At 35.3% G+C, this 19,292-nt stretch carries 16 protein-coding genes; 8 read left to right on the top strand and 8 right to left on the bottom strand.

Annotated elements, in window-relative coordinates:
* Positions 1-9: 9 nt before the first annotated feature.
* From H7F21_RS08685 to gcvT, 6 genes are all read right to left on the bottom strand, one after another.
* Positions 10-774 carry a DUF6090 family protein gene (locus tag H7F21_RS08685; protein ID WP_185788877.1) on the bottom strand — a complete coding sequence of 255 codons (765 nt, stop codon included), beginning with the start codon at positions 772-774 and terminating at the stop codon, positions 10-12.
* A gap of 188 nt (positions 775-962) precedes the next feature.
* Positions 963-1,472 (bottom strand): hypothetical protein, encoded by a 510-nt coding sequence (locus tag H7F21_RS08680; protein ID WP_185788876.1) that lies wholly within the window; start codon positions 1,470-1,472, stop codon positions 963-965.
* Between the two features lie 56 nt (positions 1,473-1,528).
* Positions 1,529-2,275, bottom strand: a complete 747-nt coding sequence (locus H7F21_RS08675; RefSeq protein WP_185788875.1) for a YebC/PmpR family DNA-binding transcriptional regulator — start codon at positions 2,273-2,275, stop codon at positions 1,529-1,531.
* A gap of 144 nt (positions 2,276-2,419) precedes the next feature.
* Positions 2,420-2,707 carry a 4a-hydroxytetrahydrobiopterin dehydratase gene (locus tag H7F21_RS08670; protein ID WP_185788874.1) on the bottom strand — a complete coding sequence of 96 codons (288 nt, stop codon included), beginning with the start codon at positions 2,705-2,707 and terminating at the stop codon, positions 2,420-2,422.
* A gap of 224 nt (positions 2,708-2,931) precedes the next feature.
* Positions 2,932-3,762 carry a sugar nucleotide-binding protein gene (locus H7F21_RS08665; RefSeq protein ID WP_185788873.1) on the bottom strand — a complete coding sequence of 277 codons (831 nt, stop codon included), beginning with the start codon at positions 3,760-3,762 and terminating at the stop codon, positions 2,932-2,934.
* A gap of 22 nt (positions 3,763-3,784) precedes the next feature.
* On the bottom strand, positions 3,785-4,867 hold the full coding sequence (gcvT, locus tag H7F21_RS08660) for a glycine cleavage system aminomethyltransferase GcvT (protein ID WP_185788872.1): 1,083 nt from the start codon (positions 4,865-4,867) through the stop codon (positions 3,785-3,787).
* A 181-nt stretch (positions 4,868-5,048) separates the two neighbouring features.
* Here gcvT and H7F21_RS08655 point away from each other — a divergent pair, with 181 nt between their 5' ends.
* On the top strand, positions 5,049-6,311 hold the full coding sequence (locus H7F21_RS08655; protein ID WP_185788871.1) for a putative DNA modification/repair radical SAM protein: 1,263 nt from the start codon (positions 5,049-5,051) through the stop codon (positions 6,309-6,311).
* Positions 6,312-7,085, top strand: a complete 774-nt coding sequence (locus H7F21_RS08650; RefSeq protein WP_185788870.1) for a TIGR03915 family putative DNA repair protein — start codon at positions 6,312-6,314, stop codon at positions 7,083-7,085. It abuts the gene before it with no gap.
* Between the two features lie 48 nt (positions 7,086-7,133).
* Here the strand turns inward: H7F21_RS08650 and H7F21_RS08645 are convergent, their stop codons facing one another.
* On the bottom strand, positions 7,134-7,616 hold the full coding sequence (locus tag H7F21_RS08645; RefSeq protein WP_185788869.1) for a hypothetical protein: 483 nt from the start codon (positions 7,614-7,616) through the stop codon (positions 7,134-7,136).
* Between the two features lie 106 nt (positions 7,617-7,722).
* Between H7F21_RS08645 and H7F21_RS08640 the strand changes: the two genes are divergently transcribed.
* The gene (locus tag H7F21_RS08640) at positions 7,723-10,641 is read left to right on the top strand and encodes an FAD-binding and (Fe-S)-binding domain-containing protein (RefSeq protein ID WP_185788868.1); all 2,919 of its coding nucleotides are present in this window, start codon (positions 7,723-7,725) and stop codon (positions 10,639-10,641) included.
* Here H7F21_RS08640 and H7F21_RS08635 read toward each other — a convergent pair.
* Positions 10,633-11,484, bottom strand: coding sequence for a UDP-2,3-diacylglucosamine diphosphatase (locus H7F21_RS08635; RefSeq protein ID WP_185788867.1), 852 nt, complete (start codon positions 11,482-11,484; stop codon positions 10,633-10,635). The genes H7F21_RS08640 and H7F21_RS08635 overlap by 9 nt on opposite strands.
* A gap of 206 nt (positions 11,485-11,690) precedes the next feature.
* Between H7F21_RS08635 and aroC the strand changes: the two genes are divergently transcribed.
* From aroC to H7F21_RS08610, 5 genes are all read left to right on the top strand, one after another.
* The gene (aroC, locus tag H7F21_RS08630) at positions 11,691-12,755 is read left to right on the top strand and encodes a chorismate synthase (protein ID WP_185788866.1); all 1,065 of its coding nucleotides are present in this window, start codon (positions 11,691-11,693) and stop codon (positions 12,753-12,755) included.
* A gap of 29 nt (positions 12,756-12,784) precedes the next feature.
* Positions 12,785-15,979, top strand: a complete 3,195-nt coding sequence (locus H7F21_RS08625; protein ID WP_246431449.1) for an AsmA-like C-terminal region-containing protein — start codon at positions 12,785-12,787, stop codon at positions 15,977-15,979.
* A gap of 29 nt (positions 15,980-16,008) precedes the next feature.
* Entirely contained in the window at positions 16,009-17,334 is a 1,326-nt protein-coding gene (locus H7F21_RS08620) for a dicarboxylate/amino acid:cation symporter (RefSeq protein WP_185788865.1), read from the top strand.
* A gap of 67 nt (positions 17,335-17,401) precedes the next feature.
* Positions 17,402-18,439, top strand: coding sequence for a glutathione synthase (gene gshB, locus H7F21_RS08615; protein WP_185788864.1), 1,038 nt, complete (start codon positions 17,402-17,404; stop codon positions 18,437-18,439).
* A 9-nt stretch (positions 18,440-18,448) separates the two neighbouring features.
* Positions 18,449-19,267, top strand: coding sequence for a sulfurtransferase (locus H7F21_RS08610; RefSeq protein ID WP_185788863.1), 819 nt, complete (start codon positions 18,449-18,451; stop codon positions 19,265-19,267).
* Positions 19,268-19,292: the final 25 nt, after the last annotated feature.

The raw sequence follows: 19,292 nt of genomic DNA, 5'->3' as shown, positions 1-19,292 counted from the left end.
TGTGCATGGTTACTTACACTTTTTGTCTTTTAATAGTTCTATGGGTTCCTGTAATTCTTGTCTTAAATTAGACAAATGTTGTCTCTGCCTAATTTGCATACCTAAAATAAAAACGAGGTTGTCTTGAAATTTTATGAAATATGGGTGAGTAGGATCGTTGGTCCAATTAGTGTTTGGCAATAAAGCAATATGTTCCTTATCAAGCTCCTTTTTCATATATTCAATATCTTGATACCCTAATTCAGTTATAAGCTCAAAATCTGTATATCTTTTAACAACTTCATTCCGATTTTCTTTTAGTAGATTTAAAGTATTGTTCAAAAATGTACTGTACTCAATCAGTCTATTCTTTAATTTAATATCTGATAACAGTTTTAGCTGTCCCGAAGATGTTAAATCTTCAAAAGTAATGTTACTGGGTGCAGAAACATCGTGTCTTAAAGCAGCAGTAAATTTGTTCAGAATTATACTCCTATCATTTGGTATGTTGTTTAAATCTATTATAAGCTCTTTGGTGAGTTTTATTCTGTTGGTTGTTAGCGCATAATTTTTATCAATTAACTTCTCATTGAGTTCAAAGTCATCTAAAATCCTACAGTAATAATCAGCTTCAGTAATCTTGTTTTTTCTGTTTTCATTCCAATTATTAATCTGAAGCGCAATTAGAATACCAATGACTACAAGTATAATTTCTCCAAAAGCATATTTGAAATACTTTCCAGTTTTTCCCTCTGAAAGTAAATTTTGTCTAATTTTTCTAAAGAATTTTATCATATTCTATTTCCCGAGAAAGCGGGAATCTTAATGGTTGGTCATAATGAATTACAACGGTTTTGGCTATGGTTTCGTTGCGTAGAGACTAAGATAGCAAAAAGCGAGGAACCTATTGTCCAGCAGCTGGGAATTTCAGAGTAGGTAATTCAAGACGCAATGGGCCATAAATGTCATTATACTTTAAAACATCAATCTTCTTCTGCAATTAAGTAATTATAAAGATTTGTATTTAACTCATTTAATATTTTTGGAATATCAATTACATAAGACCTTAACTTCTTTATTACCTTACCTTTTTTAAAGAATGGACTGCCGTCTTTAAGGTTAAAATCCATCCAGCCCATATCATATTTGCTATTTGCCTTTAATTGGATCTCCAAAAGTTCAAACTTGTAGGTTTCATTCTCAAAGCTAATCTTAATGACGTATTTCATGTGGAAATACCGTTTACCTTCATTTATAGAATTAGTTGTAGTGCCTGTAAGTTGAATAAAGTCATTTTCTGCATACACATCAACAACAGCATCAGTATTTTTTATCCATAGAAGTGTTTTGGCGTACAAAGCTGCTTTAGGGGCACTGTCAACTTTAAATATTATATGTCCTGGTGTTATGCCATTTTCATTAAATACAAATGCATCTTGGCAATAAGCTATAGTTGTAAATACTAGTACTAAAAAGGCTAGTGTTGGTTTCATTTTTTATTTAAAATAAAAAAGAGGGCACAAGCCCTCTCTAACTATTACATAGAAATTTATTCAGTAGTTTCTTCCATAGTATGATACACGTTCTGCACGTCATCATCTTCTTCCAGCCTTTCAATAAGCTTCTCGACATCTTCAACCTGTTCTGGTGTTAGCTTTTTGGTGACCTGAGGAATACGTTCAAATCCAGAAGAAACAATGTCAATGTTATTGTCCTCCAAATACTTTTGAATGCTGCCAAAACTTTCGAACGGTGCATAGATCATCACACTCGTTTCTTCTTCACCTGCCTCATTTTCGTCCGTATCCTCAAAAATCTCCTCAACGCCAAAATCTATAAGCTCTAACTCTAATTCTTCTAAATCTAAATCGTCGCCTTTAATTTTAAAGTTACAGGTATGGTCAAACATAAATACTACGGATCCTGAGGTACCTAAGCTCCCATCACATTTATTAAAATAAGAGCGCACGTTGGCAACAGTACGTGTATTATTGTCTGTGGCAGTTTCTATGAGTACAGCAATACCGTGTTGCGCATAGCCCTCAAAAAGTACCTCCTTGTAATCACCTTGATTCTTATCACTTGCGCGCTTTATGGCACGTTCTATATTATCCTTTGGCATGTTTACAGACTTAGCATTCTGTATCACTGCTCTTAATCTCGAGTTACTATCCGGATCTGGACCACCTTCCTTTACGGCCATAACAATGTCCTTGCCGATACGCGTAAAGGCCTTGCTCATGGCAGACCAACGTTTCATTTTTCTTGCTTTTCTAAATTCAAAAGCTCTTCCCATAGATTGAAGTTACTAAGTTATTATGTATTTAAATTGCCTAAAGTTAGGTCTCGCAAATTTAGTAAAATATTGGAGTTTTATAAATCTATCTCAGACTACTAGTTTTTTCCTAATGGGGCAAATGCCCCAAGGACAAAAGGAACCTTATTCCTCAACTTCTACTATAGTCTCAATGGCTTCTGCTAGCTTAAAATCCTTGTTGGTTACACCATCAGCATCATGTGTCGATAAGGATATTTTTAAGATGTTATAAACATTGGTCCAGTCGGGATGATGATTCTGCGCTTCACACTCAAAAGCAATGCGGCTCATGGCACTAAAGCAATCCTTAAAATTGTCGAACTCAAATTCGGCATGGATTGCATTGTTGTGGTACTCCCAATCAGGAAAGTGGAGCAATTTTTTTTCTATAGTGGCGTCGTCTAATTTCATAATGGCATTTTGATACATTTAAAATTAATAAAACATCGCAAGCGTAACAAGAAAAATATGATCTTATTACCAATAATCCATTTTAGATTAAAAGAGCTTCCAAAAGGCCAGTTCGAGTGAATTTTTATCAAAAAATCGTACCGAGAACTATTTCAAAGACTAACGTGTAGTATATTTCCTTGCTTTAATCCTGAATGCTGAAAATTAAATACTGTGATTGCAAACTATTTTTGAAGCTCCTCCAAAACCGTTTGACTTGTAATTTGAAGATGTTTGGGTAGCTTATTGTATTTTGGTAATACCGCTAAGTAACGATCATCGTTTGTGGTGAACACATGCTTTAAAAGTGCTTTCTTTTCTGAAACAAATGCCAAAATTTCTTTAATGAACTCATCGTGATGGACCAAATCCGTGCTTCCCAAATGAAAAACACCGTACTTATTTCTGTTAATGATATAATGGATCTGTTGCGTTACCTTTTTATCTAAGGTTACATTCATGATTAAGTTTGGAAAAATTTCCACAGCTTCATTATCGGAAATAAGCGATTTTATTTCCTGTATTCTAGGGCAATTGACGCCAAATACCATTGGCAGACGCAATATGGCGACTTGCTTTTTAGGCAAGCGTAGAAGCATGTTTTCAATTTTTATTTTAAAATGCCCATAAACACTATGACTTAAGGTTTTATCCAGTTCATAACTTGGATATTTACTATAGGCGTCAAACGCATTGGCAGAGGATAGAAAGATGACTTTAGTACCAGTATCTAAAATATATTCGGTAATATGTTGGTGTGCTATAATCTGTGCATTGAAGTCTCCTCGTAATGTTGAGATAATGATGGTTGGCTTGCAGGCTTCTAAAATCTCGTAAACATCATCCTCTTCGACATTATATTGAAAAAACTGCTTGTTGGCCTCAAACTCCTTTCGCGGTGTACGATAGGTCCCAAAAGTTCTAAAATATGGACCAAGTTCCTTGTAGATAGAGTGCCCAATATAGCCACTAGCTCCTAGAATAAGTATACGATGCTTGCTGTTGCTCTCCTTCATTAATCGTTCGGATTCTCCTAAACTAGCCTTTATAGAATGGTAATTTTACAACGGTAGCTGGTATCGCTTTTTTACGAACCTGAATATTGATTTTGCTATCAACTTTCGCAAATACGGTTGGCACATAACCTAGTCCTATGCCAACACCTAAACTCGGACTCATGGTGCCCGAAGTTACATTGCCAATAACGTTTCCATTAGTATCCACAATATCATAACCTTGGCGAGGTATGCCACGATCATCTAATTTAAAGGCGACCAATTTACGCTCAGGAGTACGTTCTTTTTCTGCTTTTAAGGCTTCGCTATTGGTAAATTTCTTGTTGAATTTGCAAATCCAGCTTAAACCGGCTTCGATAGGAGAGGTGCTATCGTCAATATCATTACCATACAAACAATAACCCATTTCTAATCGTAATGTGTCTCTGGCTGCTAAGCCTATAGGTTTAATACCATATTCCGAACCAGCTTTCAAAACCTCGTCCCAAATTTGCTTAACCTCAGAATTTTTGCAATAGATTTCAAAACCACCACTTCCCGTATATCCAGTGGCAGAAATAATAACGTGTTCTATGCCTGCAAAATCACCTACGACAAAGTTGTAGAATTTTATAGCAGATAGATCATGACTCGATAAAGATTGCATAGCTTCCACTGCCTTTGGTCCTTGTATGGCCAATAATGAATAGTCTTCACTTAAATCACGCATGTGAGCACCAACATCATTTTTGGATGAAATCCAATTCCAATCCTTTTCTATATTGCTAGCATTAACCACAAGGAGGTAGTTATCTTCCTTGACTTTATAAATGATTAAATCGTCTACAATACCACCATCGTCGTTTGGTAAGCAACTATACTGTGCTTTTCCAACTTCTAGTTTAGAGGCATCATTACTTGATACTTTCTGAATTAAGTCTAAGGCATTTGGACCCTCTATCAAAAATTCACCCATGTGGGACACATCAAATACACCTACAGCATGTCTTACGGTTTCGTGTTCTATATTAACGCCCTCGTATTGTACAGGCATATTGTAACCAGCAAAAGGAACCATTTTAGCACCAAGCGCTTCATGAGTAGAGGATAATGCAGTGTCTTTCATAGTTTTGCCGCAAAAGCGGTAATCTTTTAATTATACATGATTTTAGATGTGCAAAATTACATAAATTTTATCCTTGTAGTTTAAAAGATTATCACAAAACTCATATCCAAATTTTTACTTATTACTATATAATGTAGCATTGTTTAACTATTTTTTGTAGTAAATTTGTAAAAAGCCCCAAATGTCATTTCAGAGAACTCAAGAAAAACTTAAAATCCTTGCCGATGCGGCTAAATATGATGTATCATGCAGCAGCAGTGGAAGTAAACGAGCTAATATCAATAAAGGTTTAGGTGATGCTACTGGTATGGGAATTTGTCATTCCTACACCGAAGATGGTCGCTGTGTATCACTTTTAAAAATTTTGCTGACTAATTACTGCATTTTTGATTGTGCATACTGTGTAACAAGAAAGAGCAATGATATAAAGCGTGCTGCATTTAAGGTTCAAGAGGTGGTAGATCTTACCATTAATTTTTATAGGCGGAATTATATAGAGGGCTTATTTCTGAGTTCAGGGATTTTCAAGAGTGCCGACTATACCATGGAGCGCTTGGTAGCGGTAGCTAAGAAATTGCGGTTAGAAGAAAACTTTAATGGTTATATTCATTTAAAATCCATTCCTGGTGCATCAGACGAATTAATGCGCGAAGCCGGTCTTTATGCCGATCGGTTGAGTGTTAATATTGAAATTCCTACAACATCAGGACTAAAACGATTGGCGCCTGATAAAAAGCGTGAGGATTTTATAAAGCCTATGGTTAAGGTAAAGAATGAAATTATTCAATATAAAGCAGAAAAGAAGATTATAAAAAGCACACCAAAATATGCTCCTGCTGGACAGAGTACGCAGATGATTATTGGCGCAAGTGGTGAAAATGATTTTCAGATCATGCAGACTTCAAACCACTTTTATAAAAACTTTAATCTAAAGCGCGTCTATTATTCGGGTTACGTGCCAATTAGCTATGACGATCGTTTGCCAAAAATAGGAAGTGATGTGCCAATGCTCCGTGAGAATAGACTTTATCAAACCGACTGGCTGATGCGTTTTTATGGTTTTGATATAAGTGAAATTTTGAATCGACACCATCAAAACCTAGATTTGGATATTGATCCAAAATTAAGTTGGGCTTTAAGAAACTTACACGAATTCCCTGTAGATATAAATATGGCCGACAAAAGAATGTTGGCCAGGATACCCGGATTAGGTATGAAATCCGTACATAAAATCATAAATGCTAGACGTTTTAGACGCCTCAATTGGGAGCACCTTAAAAAGATTGGTGTGGCCTTGAATAGGGCACAGTATTTTATAATATGTAATAGCAATCAGTTTGAACGTCGTGATTTAACCTCTGAAAAAATTAAAGGCTTTATTCTTCAGAATTCTACGAGTAAGTACCGTAAAAGTTTAAGTAATCAGTTAAGCTTATTTGGATAGATGCAAGAAAAAAACCTAACATACGATGGCACGTTTGATGGTTTCTTAAGTGCGGTGTTCCATGTGTTTGAGCATAAAACAGGACATGTTAATATTCAGAATGAATTTGCAGCACAAAATGAGCTGTTTTCGGATAATGAAACCATTATTACTGAAGAATCCAAGGCTAATCGCGTATGGAAAGGGCTTAAAGCGAAACTTTCGACTCATGGTCGGTGCCAATTATACTATGCATTTTTGAGTGAACAATCAGGTATTGAGAATACCTTGCTAGATTATATACAATATGCATTTTCCCGAGACCGTGCGGTGGACAAGGATTACTCACATCCATCAATTTTAAAAGTCGCTCAAATGGCCAAAATGGTTGGTAGAGAAAAGCATCGGATGGAAGCTTTTGTGCGTTTTAGATTAACCAAGGATCATATTTATTTCGCTAATATAGAACCAGATTTCAATGTGTTACCCTTGATTCAAAAGCATTTTAAACGACGATACGCAGATCAAAAATGGGTCATTTATGATATTAAAAGACGTTACGGATTGTTTTATGATTTAGATAAGGTTGACATCGTAAACATGAATTTTCCTGTAGGTTTTGATTTCACTAAAACAGATTCAGATTATTTTACAGAACAAGAATTTGAGTTTCAGAAATTATGGCAAGATTATTTTAAAAGCACGAATATAGCATCAAGAAAAAACATGAAATTACATATTAGGCATGTTCCCAAGCGATATTGGAAATATTTGAGTGAGAAGCAACCTAATTAAAAAAACCACCTCTCAGGAGGCGGCTTTATAAATGATTGAAATTTTTCTCTAGAATTGATATCTTACACCTAGAGCAATATCAAAGCCTAAATCGTCTCTAAAATCTCCAAATCCAATCTCTGGTCTAAAATCCAACGACAGTAATAGTGGAATATCAAAGCTGTATTCAATCCCGATATCACCAGCCACAAAAAAGAAAGTGTCATCAAAGTCATCATTTCCCGGTAAATCTACGCTGTATGTGGCTATACCACCACCAGCGCCAGCATACCAGTTAAAATCACCATCGAGTTGCCAAACCCATTGATAAAGCCCTGTTAATTTAAACCCGTCATAATTGTTGCCACTTCGCCAACCTAAATCCGCCTCTAATCTATTATTATCTCCTAGGGCACGTTGATACGATATTTCCGTACCAAAGCCATCGTCATCACCAATTCTTAGCCCAATAGCGTTATCGGCTATCTCTTGTGCATTGGTAAATGCGAATCCTACAAAAATTGCAAATGTTGCTAAAATTAATTTTCTCATAATATGTCGTTTTTTTATTGATTTCAATAATCTTTGCAAAAATAACGCCAAAACCATTTTTATATTGGTTTTCTTTATAGTTTTATGAGCATATTTATCCTATCAGATGAGTCAAAATAGAGTATTACAACAATTAAAATCTAAGCTTAATGGTGAGCTTTATTTTGATGATTTAATGCTAAAACTCTATGCTACAGACGCTTCGGTTTACAGAATGTTGCCAACTGCTGTTGCTCTTCCGAAAGATGTCCATGACATAAAGGCACTTATAAGATTTGCTGCTGAAAATGGCATCTCATTAATTCCTAGAACAGCAGGCACGTCCTTAGCAGGACAAGTTGTTGGAAAGGGCATAGTGGTAGATGTTTCCAAATATTTTAACAAGATCGTTGGGGTCAGTGAAACAGAAAAAACGGTAACAGTACAGCCTGGTGTTGTACGAGATGAATTGAATAATTTCCTAAGGCCTTTTGGTTTGTTTTTTGGACCGAATACGTCAACCTCTAACCGCTGTATGATTGGTGGAATGGTTGGTAATAACTCATCTGGAACAACCTCTATTCAGTATGGAGTTACACGAGATAAGGTGATACGTTTAAAGACCATATTGAGTGATGGAAGTGAGGTGGAATTCACTAGCATTTCTAAGGAAGAATTTGAACAGAAGCAAAATTTAGAAACGCTTGAAGGCTATATTTATAGAACCGTTTTTGAAGAATTAAGATCTGAAGCTGTTCAGGAGCAGATTCACAATAACTTTCCCAAACCAGATATCCATCGCAGAAATACAGGCTATGCCATTGATGAATTGTTGAAAGCGGATGTATTTTCGACTTCATGTTCTAGTTCAGATTCAAACTTCAACATGTGTAAGTTATTGTCTGGTAGTGAGGGAACTTTGGCATTTACGACTGAGATTACCTTACAATTGGATGAATTACCTCCAGCTGAAAATGCTATGATAGCCTTACATTTTGAAAGTATTCAAAATTGCATGAAAGCCATAAGGCCTTTAATGCAACACCATCTCCATACTTGCGAGATGATGGACGATTCAATACTTAATCTTACGAAACATAATAAAGCGCAACAAAGCAATAGGTTTTTTATCGAAGGTCATCCTATTGCTATTTTGATGTGTGAACTGAAAGCAGAAACATCTGAAAAACTTAATAGTGATGTTTCTGATGTTTTGCAAAGTGTGAATCAGCTTGGTCTAAGTTATGCGGCACCAGTTCTAAAAGGTGCCGAAATTGATAAAGCATTAGAATTGCGAAAAGCAGGCTTAGGCCTTTTGGGTAATATGATTGGCGATAAAAAGGCTGTAGCATGTATTGAAGATACTGCAGTAGCTTTGGGTGATTTAGATGACTATATTTCGGAATTTACAGCCTTAATGGCTACATACGATCAAAAAGCGGTGTACTATGCGCATGCTGGCGCAGGAGAGTTACACCTCAGACCGATACTGGATTTAAAAAGCTCCGAAGATGTTAAACAGTTTAGACAAATAACTACGGATGTAGCAAAATTGGTTAAAAAATATCAAGGCTCCATGTCAGGGGAACATGGTGATGGCATTGTGCGCGCTGAGTTTATCCCAATGATGATAGGTAAAGACAATTATGAGATTTTAAAGCGCATTAAATCGGCTTTCGATCCTAGTGGTATTTTTAATCCAGGTAAGATTGTAGAGGCATTTCCTATGGATAAGAACTTGCGTTATGAAGTCGACAGGGCAGAACCACGAATTGAAACAGTCATGGATTTTTCAGCATCACAAGGTATTCTTAGGGAGGTCGAAAAATGTAATGGGTCAGGTGATTGTAGAAAGTTGCCAGAATTTGGGGGGACAATGTGTCCTAGTTATCGTGCTACTAGAAACGAAAAAGATACCACAAGGGCCAGAGCCAATGCGCTGCGTGAGTATTTAACTAATTCAGATAAAGCCAATAAGTTTAATCATGAAGAATTGAAGCAGGTTTTTGATTTATGCTTAAGCTGCAAGGCTTGCGCCAGTGAATGTCCAAGTAGCGTTGATGTGGCTAGTCTTAAGGCGGAGTTTCAGTATCAGTATCAAAACGCCAACGGTTTTAGTTTTAAAGATAAGTTCTTTGCTAACTCTACGACATATAACAAGATGGCTTCAAAGTTCTCTGGTTTGTCTAATGCCTTGTTTCGAACCAAGTTCGTGGCAGGTTATTTGAAGTTAGCCTTAGGTATTCATCCCAAACGAAGTTTTCCTAAAATCACTAAGTCTTTCGAAAAAGTCGCTAAAAATAATCATGTTACACAACCTATTAAAACAGTCTATCTATTTGTTGATGAATTTATCAATTATCTAGAATCTGATATTGCAACAGATATTGAAGTTTTACTTAATTCATTAGGATATAAAGTTCTATTTTTAAGTAATTTAGAAAGTGGAAGAAGTTATATTTCTAAAGGGTTTTTGAAAGAAGCAAAAGCTTTGGCAAATACCAATGTAGCCTATCTAAAAAATAAGGTGAATTCAGAGCACCATCTCGTTGGAATAGAGCCTTCGGCCATACTCACATTTAAGGATGAATATTTAAAACTGGCAGATGACAAAGATGCGGCTCAATCCATTGCGACGCATACTTTTCTGATCGAGGAATTTATTCAGAAAGAAATAGAATTAGGTCATATCAAAGTAGAACAATTTACCAAAGCCGAAAGAACCATTAAGTTTCATGGGCATTGTCATCAAAAAGCACTATCCAATCAGAAGTCGAGTTTCGATATCATGAACCTGCCCAAAAATTATAAAGTCACCATAATTCCTAGTGGCTGTTGTGGTATGGCTGGTAGTTTTGGTTATGAGAAGAACCATTATGATATTAGTATGCAAATAGGAGAGCAAACTTTGTTTCCAGCGGTAAGAAAAGCCTCAGAAGACACAATTATTGCGGCCAATGGCACTAGCTGTAGGCATCAAATAAAAGATGGTACAGGTAAAGTAGCTAAACACCCTGTCACCATTTTAAAAGAAGCCCTAATTTGATTTCTCTTTTTTAGGATTCTGAACAATAGTAATTGCTGCAATTAAGTCCTTCACATCCATATCCTTTAAATCTTCATCAGCAAAAAAGGGAGAGAGCTTATCACTATTGTAATTATATATCTTCCAGCGCTTAAACTGATATTCTAATGCGGTGAAGTTTTCTACCCAATCACCAGAATTTAAATAGGTTGTTGTGCCTTTTTTAGTTTCTTTTCGTAACATCTTAGGTTGGTGAATATGGCCACAAATCACATAATCATAGCCATTTTCTATAGCTAATTCTGTAGCAACAGTTTCGAAATCGCTGACATATTTAACAGCTCCCTTAACACTATTTTTAATTTTTTTGGAGAGGGAATAACGCTCTTTACCTAATTTTTCCAAGCTCCAGTTAACAAAACGATTGAAAAGAATCAAGAGATCGTAGCCCCAACCACCAAGCTTTGCTAACCATTTTGCATTCTGAATAGAAATATCAAAAACATCACCATGGAAGAACCAAGCTTTCTTGCCATCAAGGTCCAATACAGCTTTATTGACTATTGAAATATTGCCAATTTCTGTATCAGTAAATTTTCTTAGCATCTCATCATGGTTGCCAGTAATATAGATAACCTCAGTGCCATTTGCTGCAAAATCCATAACTTTTTTGATAACACTTAAATGCGATTTCGGAAAGTATCGTTTCTTAAATTGCCAAATATCAATAATATCGCCATTAAGAATTAATGTTTTTGGCTCTATGCTATTTAGATATGTTAATAGTTGTTTAGCATGGCAACCAAAAGTACCAAGATGTACATCGGAAACAACGGCTATTTCTACTTTTCGTTTTAGATTCAAAACATGCTATTAAGTTTTGCAAATAACCGACTATACTGTTAACTGAATGTAATACTATAATTATCTATATATCAGTAAACTGTTATTAATATGTTACTGAATTTATGTACTTTAAAAATCTCTTAACGTTGATATAACATTACAAAAACCAAACAAGCATTTTTGTTTCTGATAGAATAGATTTACATTAGCATAAATTATATTTCATGGCAGGAAATTCCTTTGGAAAATTATTTAAACTTACGACGTTTGGTGAATCACATGGTCCTGCTATTGGCGGCATTATAGATGGTTGCCCAGCAGGTTTAAAGCTAGATTTTGAAGCTATTCAAAATGAACTGGATCGACGTAAACCTGGACAATCTAAAATTGTAACACAGCGTAAAGAACCAGACACGGTAGAATTTTACTCTGGTATTTTTGAGGGTGTGACAACAGGAACACCAATAGGCTTTGTAATTCATAATACCAATCAAAAATCAAAGGATTATTCGCATATAAAGGATGTGTATCGCCCTAGTCATGCCGATTATACCTATGACAAAAAATACGGTGTTCGCGACTATAGAGGCGGCGGACGAAGTTCTGCAAGAGAAACTGCCAGTAGAGTAGTAGCAGGTGCTGTTGCCAAGCAGATGTTGAATAACTTAAAAATTAATGCCTTTACATCTTCTGTAGGCGATATTTTTTTGGACAAGCCCTATCAAGACTTAGACTTCTCCAAGATTGAATCGAATGTGATTCGTTGCCCTGATGAAGCCTCTGCAGAAAAGATGATTGCCAAGGTACAGGAAGTCAAGAAACAAGGAGATACCATTGGTGGTACCATAACTTGTGTGTTGCAAAATGTGCCAGTTGGTTTGGGAGAACCTGTTTTTGATAAATTGCATGCCGAACTAGGAAAAGCGATGCTATCCATTAACGCTGTTAAGGGTTTTGAATATGGTAGCGGGTTTTGTGGTGCCAGAATGAAAGGTAGTGAGCACAATGATAAATTCAATAAAGATGGTAGTACACAGACCAACTTATCAGGCGGTGTACAAGGAGGTATTTCCAACGGTATGGATATTTACTTTAGGGTAGCCTTTAAGCCTGTAGCGACAACGCTGCAAAAGCAGTACACTATAAATAGCTCTGGAGAAACTGTAGAAATGCAAGGCAAAGGAAGACACGATCCCTGTGTAGTACCACGCGCTGTGCCTATTGTTGAAGCTATGGCTGCATTGGTTCTTGCTGATTATATGTTGCTAGACAAAACCAGTAGACTATAAATTTTCAGCAGCACTTAACTTAGCGTGATATGAAATATTTTGCTTTGAGGGGAAATAAATTATGGCGGCTCATTGCATTGTTGGGTTTAATTCCTATGTTCATTTTAGGTATCATATTATTCTTAGTCTATACTAAGCAGGAGTCTATTCTGCAAAATCAAATCTCTCAATTAAATACAGATTACAAAGGACTCATAAAAGTTGGTAAAAGCCATGTATCTCTTTTTAATAATTTTCCCAATATATCATTTAAAATAGATGATTTAGAAATATTTGAAACCAAAGCTCATGATTCTCCTATCATTATGCAGGTAGAGGATATATATGTGGGATTTAATTTGTGGGATATTTTAAATCAAAATTACGATATACAGTCACTCTTAATAGAAGAAGGATTTTTCAATTTTGTACTGCATCAAGATGGCACAAATAACCTTGAAAATGCCTTAAAGACTAATAGTGAGAATTCAGATAGTGAAACACCACTAAATATTCATCTTAAGAAGATAAAACTTAAAAATTTAGATATTCATAAACTGGATGAATCTAATCACATGGATGTCGAAACTTATATCTATTGGGCAAATGGCGGCTTTAAAACTAAAAATGAACAAATAGAAGCACATATCGACACGGAGTTTAAGCTTAATCTTATTAAAAATGGTGATACCACGTATATCAAGAACAAGCATTTTGAATTTGATACAGACTTAAGCTACAATGAGTCCTCAGGGATGCTTAGTATACAACCTACTAATGTGGTCATGGAGCATGCTGACTTTGAATTAGAGGGATTATTAGATACTAAAGAAAATATGGATTTAGATCTTACCGTTAAGGGGGCTAAGTCAAATTTTGATATGCTCATAGCATTTGCGCCACATGACCTTATCCCCGTATTAGAAAGTTATAACAACGCAGGTGATATTTATTTTAATGCCACTATAAATGGTCCAATAACAGATAACAAAATGCCATTTATTAAGGCGAGCTTCGGAACAGATAAGGCCTATCTCGAGAACACACAAAAAAGACGACGGATAAGTGATTTAGGTTTTAACGGCCATTTTACAAATGGAGAAGATCGCAGTTTAGCAAGTATGGAGTTGGCCTTAACCAATATGAATGCAAAATTAGAACGAGGAAATTTTACAGGTTCTTTAATCGTCAAAAATTTCGAGCATCCAGAGATCAACGCGCAATTAGATGTCGATTTTAATATAAAATTTGTAGCAGACTTTTTTAATATTAAGAGCATTCAAAATACATCTGGGAATATAGCCTTAAGTATGAATTTTCATGATATTATAGACTTGAACGAACCAGAATTAACCTTAAATAATTTAGATCAATCTTATTTTACTGAGTTAACAGTGAGTAATTTGAGCATTACCTCTGATGATTTGGCGGTGCCATTAGATCGACTCGATGCGCATTTGGTTATAAATGGAAAAACAGCACAGATTGATAAGTTTGATATGCTTTTAGGTAAGTCTGATATAGCTATGACAGGTACACTTTCAAATTTTCCTGCTATTATTCATCATACGAGTGATACTATTGAAACGCATTTAGATATTACCTCGAAACTCATTGATATTGCTGAACTAACTGAATATTCTGAAGCAGATAGTTTAGGTATGAATGAGCAAATTCAAAATTTAAAAACTGGAGTGTCTTTTAAAGCTTCTGCAAAAGATTTTACAGAGTTTAAGAATTTACCTAAAGGTGAATTTTTTATCGATAGTCTGTATGCACAACTAAAGCATTATCCTCATGATTTTCATGACTTTCATGCTGACGTCCTTATTGATGACAATGACATGAAGATCGTCGATTTTACAGGTTATATTGACGATTCTGATTTTCATCTTAATGGACTAGCACATAATTATGGGTTTTGGTTGCAAGAGACTCTAAATGGCGATGTTGATTTAGACTTTACAATGGCCTCAGGATTATTAAAACTTGAAGACATTTTTACTTATAAAGGTGAGAATTACGTACCGAAAGAGTATAGACATGAAATGTTTAAAAACCTAAAGATTCATCTTAACGCTTCAATGCATTACAAAGCTTCAAATTTAGAATCTATCGATTTAGACCTAGACAAGTTGCAAGCAAAAATGCAATTACACCCTAATACTTTTGAAGATTTCCGAGGCCATTTTCAATTTGAGAATGATCAACTTGTTGTTAATGATTTACAAGGTAAAATAGGAAGCACCAACTTTGAGGCAGATTTAAATTTTCATCTAGGTAAAGATGCCGAAAAAAGTAAAAATAATTCGCTTATGTTGAAATCTAGCTATATTGATTTTGATGCGCTTTTTAAGTTTAATCCAGAACCACCAAATAAAGTTGTTGTAGAAAATGAATTTGATGATGTAAAATCTCATGCCGAAGCCTTTAATATATATGAGTTACCTTTTACCGATATGCTATTAGATGTCGAAGTAAAGCGCATGAAGTATCATAGAATTGATTTGAAAAATATTTCGGGTAAATTGCGAATGACAAAAGATCATTTTATTTATGTAGATACATTACATCTTGACTCTGCTGGTGGAAATTTTAAACTTTCGGGTTATTTTAATGGTAGTGATCCTAAGCATATTTATTTTAAACCTAATCTAACTATGCAAAATGTAGATATAGATAGACTTGCTTATAAGTTTGAGAATTTTGGTCAAGATCAGGTGCTATCTGAGAATTTACATGGTAAATTGACATCAAAAATCACAGGTAACGTACGATTATATCCGGATATGGTACCAGACCTGGATCAATCAGAAATTCATATGAATGTCAAGATATTAGAAGGAAGACTTGAAGATTATGAGCCTATGTCCATGTTTTCTGATTATATTGGAGACAAAAATCTAAAGAAAATTAAGTTTGATACGCTGCAAAATAAAATAGATATCGATAAAGGTAAGGTTGTTATTCCGAACATGACTATTGAGTCTACTTTAGGTCATATAGAATTTTCTGGTAGTCATGATAGTAGTCACAATATCGAATACTACCTGAGAATACCTTGGAAAACAGTTAAAAAGGCATCGCTTTATAAAGTTTTTGGCAACAAAAAGAAAGCAGATTCTGTATATGGAGAAGAGGATATAATGAAAGTAGATAAAACAAGAAGAACACGCTACCTAAACCTTAAAATAATTGGAACGCTAGATGATTATGATATATCTTTAGGAAAGAAAAAAGATTAAAAATAATAAAGAGACATTAGAAATAACATATGAAAAAACTCGCATTACATTGGAAGATTATTATAGGAATGGTATTGGGTATCATCTTTGGATTCATTATGAATTCAGTTAGTGGTCAGCAGTTTGTAACGGATTGGATTGCTCCTTTTGGAACCATATTTATAAATCTTTTAAAATTGATAGCAGTGCCATTGATCTTGGCCTCTTTGATTAAGGGCATATCCGATTTAAAGGATATTTCTAAAATTCGGGATATGGGATTGCGGACTATTGCCATTTATGTAGGTACAACACTTGTAGCTATAATCATTGGTTTATCAATAGTAAATCTGGTAAAGCCTGGAACAGGAATGCCTCAGGATACTATAGAAAAGATTAAAATAAAATATGAAAATGATGCTGGAGTCACGGATAAATTAGCCAAGGCAAGTGCACAGCAAGATGCAGGTCCTTTGCAGGCTTTAGTAGACATATTTCCAAGTAATATTTTTCAAGCCATGGGAGAAGCTAAAATGCTTCAGATTATATTTTTTGCTCTTTTTGTTGGTATTTGCTTATTGCTAATTGGTGAAAAGAAAGCCAAACCCATGATAGATATTTTCGATTCGCTTAATGAAGTTGTTATGAAAATGGTAGATCTCATTATGTTATTTGCACCTTATGCGGTATTTGCTTTAATGGCGAATGTAATTATTGCTTTTGACGATACTGAAATTTTACTCAAATTGTTGCAGTATGCCTTGTGTGTTGTTGGTGGCTTACTACTAATGATTGGATTCTATTTAATCCTAATTAAGGTCTTTGTGAAAAAATCACCAATGTGGTTCTTAAATAAAATAAGTCCTGCACAGTTATTAGCATTCTCAACGAGTAGTAGCGCAGCAACCTTGCCTGTCACTATGGAACGTGTTGAAGAACATTTAGGAGTGGATAAGGAAGTTTCTGGTTTTGTATTGCCCGTTGGAGCCACAGTAAATATGGATGGAACCAGTTTATATCAAGGTATTGCAGCTGTGTTTATCATGCAAGTGATCTGGCCAGATGGCTTAACATTTACAAATCAATTAATCATAGTTTTAACCGCACTTTTAGCCTCTATTGGTAGTGCGGCAGTTCCTAGTGCAGGGATGGTTATGTTAGTCATTGTCTTGGAATCTATTGGGTTTCCAGCGGAGTTGTTGCCAATAGGACTAGCCTTAATTTTTGCAGTAGATAGACCATTGGACATGTGCAGAACGGTTGTTAATGTTACGGGCGATGCAACGGTATCTATGATGGTCGCCAAATCATTGAACAAACTTCATGATGATCCTAGACCTAAAGAATGGGATGATCATTACGAGGAAGTGAAATAATTTTTTCATCTTCAGTAAAACTCATTAACTTTATAGAGATAGAGAATCAACCAAAATAAATAACGCAATGAATATTTGCTTCATTATGTATCCTTGGGAGAATATTGACCCAGAGAATGATACAAGCCTAGCCTTAATAAAGGAATGTGTTAAGCGAGGCCATGGTGTCGCTATGTGCACACCTGCAAATCTTACGATAAGAGACAGTGTTACTAATGCGTTTTGTAATGTCGTTAATAGGATGGATAAAGTACCGTCGACCCTAAAGTCTTTTTATAATAAGGCGAAATTGAGGGAAGAAATGCTGCCTTTGGCAGGTTTCGATGCTATTTTCTTTAGGGCCAATCCACCATTGGATCCGATAATGCTTAATTTTCTGGATTCTGTTAAAGATGACGTCTTTATCGTGAATTCTCTGCAAGGTATGAGGGAGGCAAATAACAAACTCTATACAGCAGCATTTGGTGATGCGCACAGCAATATTATACCAAATACACATGTTTCCAAAAATAAGAACTATCTGATAAAGCAGATCAAGGAATCCAAGTCTGATAAAATGATATTGAAACCTTTAAATGGTTTTGGAGGTTCTGGTGTGATTCTTATTGAAAAGTCTGCCATGAATAATATTAATTCACTACTAGACTTTTATATTTCTTCTGGTGATGGTGAGTCTAACTACGTTATTCTTCAAGATTATATAGAAGGTGCGGATCAAGGTGATGTTAGAATATTACTATTAAATGGAGAGCCCGTTGGCGCTATGAAACGTGTTCCTGGTTCAGACGATCATCGTTCTAATGTATCTGCTGGTGGAAGTGTTCAAAAGCATTCTTTAACTAAGGCTGAAAAGGCTCTTTGTAAGCAGATAGGACCAAAATTGGTTAAGGATGGCCTCTATTTCGTTGGTATCGACGTTATTGGCGGAAAATTGGTAGAGGTCAATGTCATGTCTCCAGGTGGTATTACCTATATCAATAAGGTTTACAAGAATAAGCACAAGGTCGAAGAAAAAGTCATTGACTTTTTGGAAAGCAAGGTTCTAGATAAACTACAAGCTTTTGATAGACGTACAAGATTACGAAAGACTGTTGAAGAAGCTTAGTTAAATCTCATGTCAACCATTAGTGATTTTCAAACACCTTTAGTCACAGTTCAGTGGCTCAAATCTCATATTAGCGCTAAGGAATTAGTCGTTCTGGATGCGACCATTAATAAGGTTGTAGACAGTTCTACTGAAAGAATACCAAGTGCCAGATTTTTCGATATTAAGAAGAACTTTAGTGATATTAAGGCTACGTTTCCGAGTAAATTACCAAGTTCTGATCAATTTCAAACAGAAGCACGGAAACTTGGCGTAAATAATAATGCTATCATTGTTGTTTATGATGATAAAGGTGTTTATTCTAGTGCTAGAGCTTGGTGGTTGTTTAAAGTATTTGGATTTGACAATGTCGCTGTTTTAGATGGTGGCTTGCCTGAATGGAAAGCCAATGGATTTAATATGGATTATTATGCTAACGAGATTAACCTTAAAGGCAATTTTGAAGCCTATTATTCTCCTGGCTTAATGACAGATTTTAAAGGAGTTAATGTATTCTCTCAAGACACTAATACCTTAATTCTGGATGCAAGATCCGAAGCTAGATTTAAATGCTTGGTGGATGAACCAAGAGATGGATTGCGACGAGGAACGATTCCAAATTCCAAAAACTTGCCATATACAGAACTCTTTAATGGCTACAAATTGAAATCAAAAGAAGAACTTTCAGAAATCTTTAATAACTTAGTAGAAGAAGAACGTATATTAGTATTTAGTTGTGGTTCTGGCATTACAGCATGTATTTTGGCATTGGCCGCAACGCAATGTGGTTATAATAATCTTGTAGTCTATGACGGATCATGGACCGAATATGGAACTCTAACAGCATAATATAAATGCCCAAATAACTTATTTA

Source organism: Winogradskyella flava, assembly GCF_014243395.1.
Classification (GTDB): domain Bacteria; phylum Bacteroidota; class Bacteroidia; order Flavobacteriales; family Flavobacteriaceae; genus Winogradskyella; species Winogradskyella flava.
Note: the sequence above shows the minus strand (reverse complement) of the source record. Positions and strands in the feature narration are given on the sequence as shown.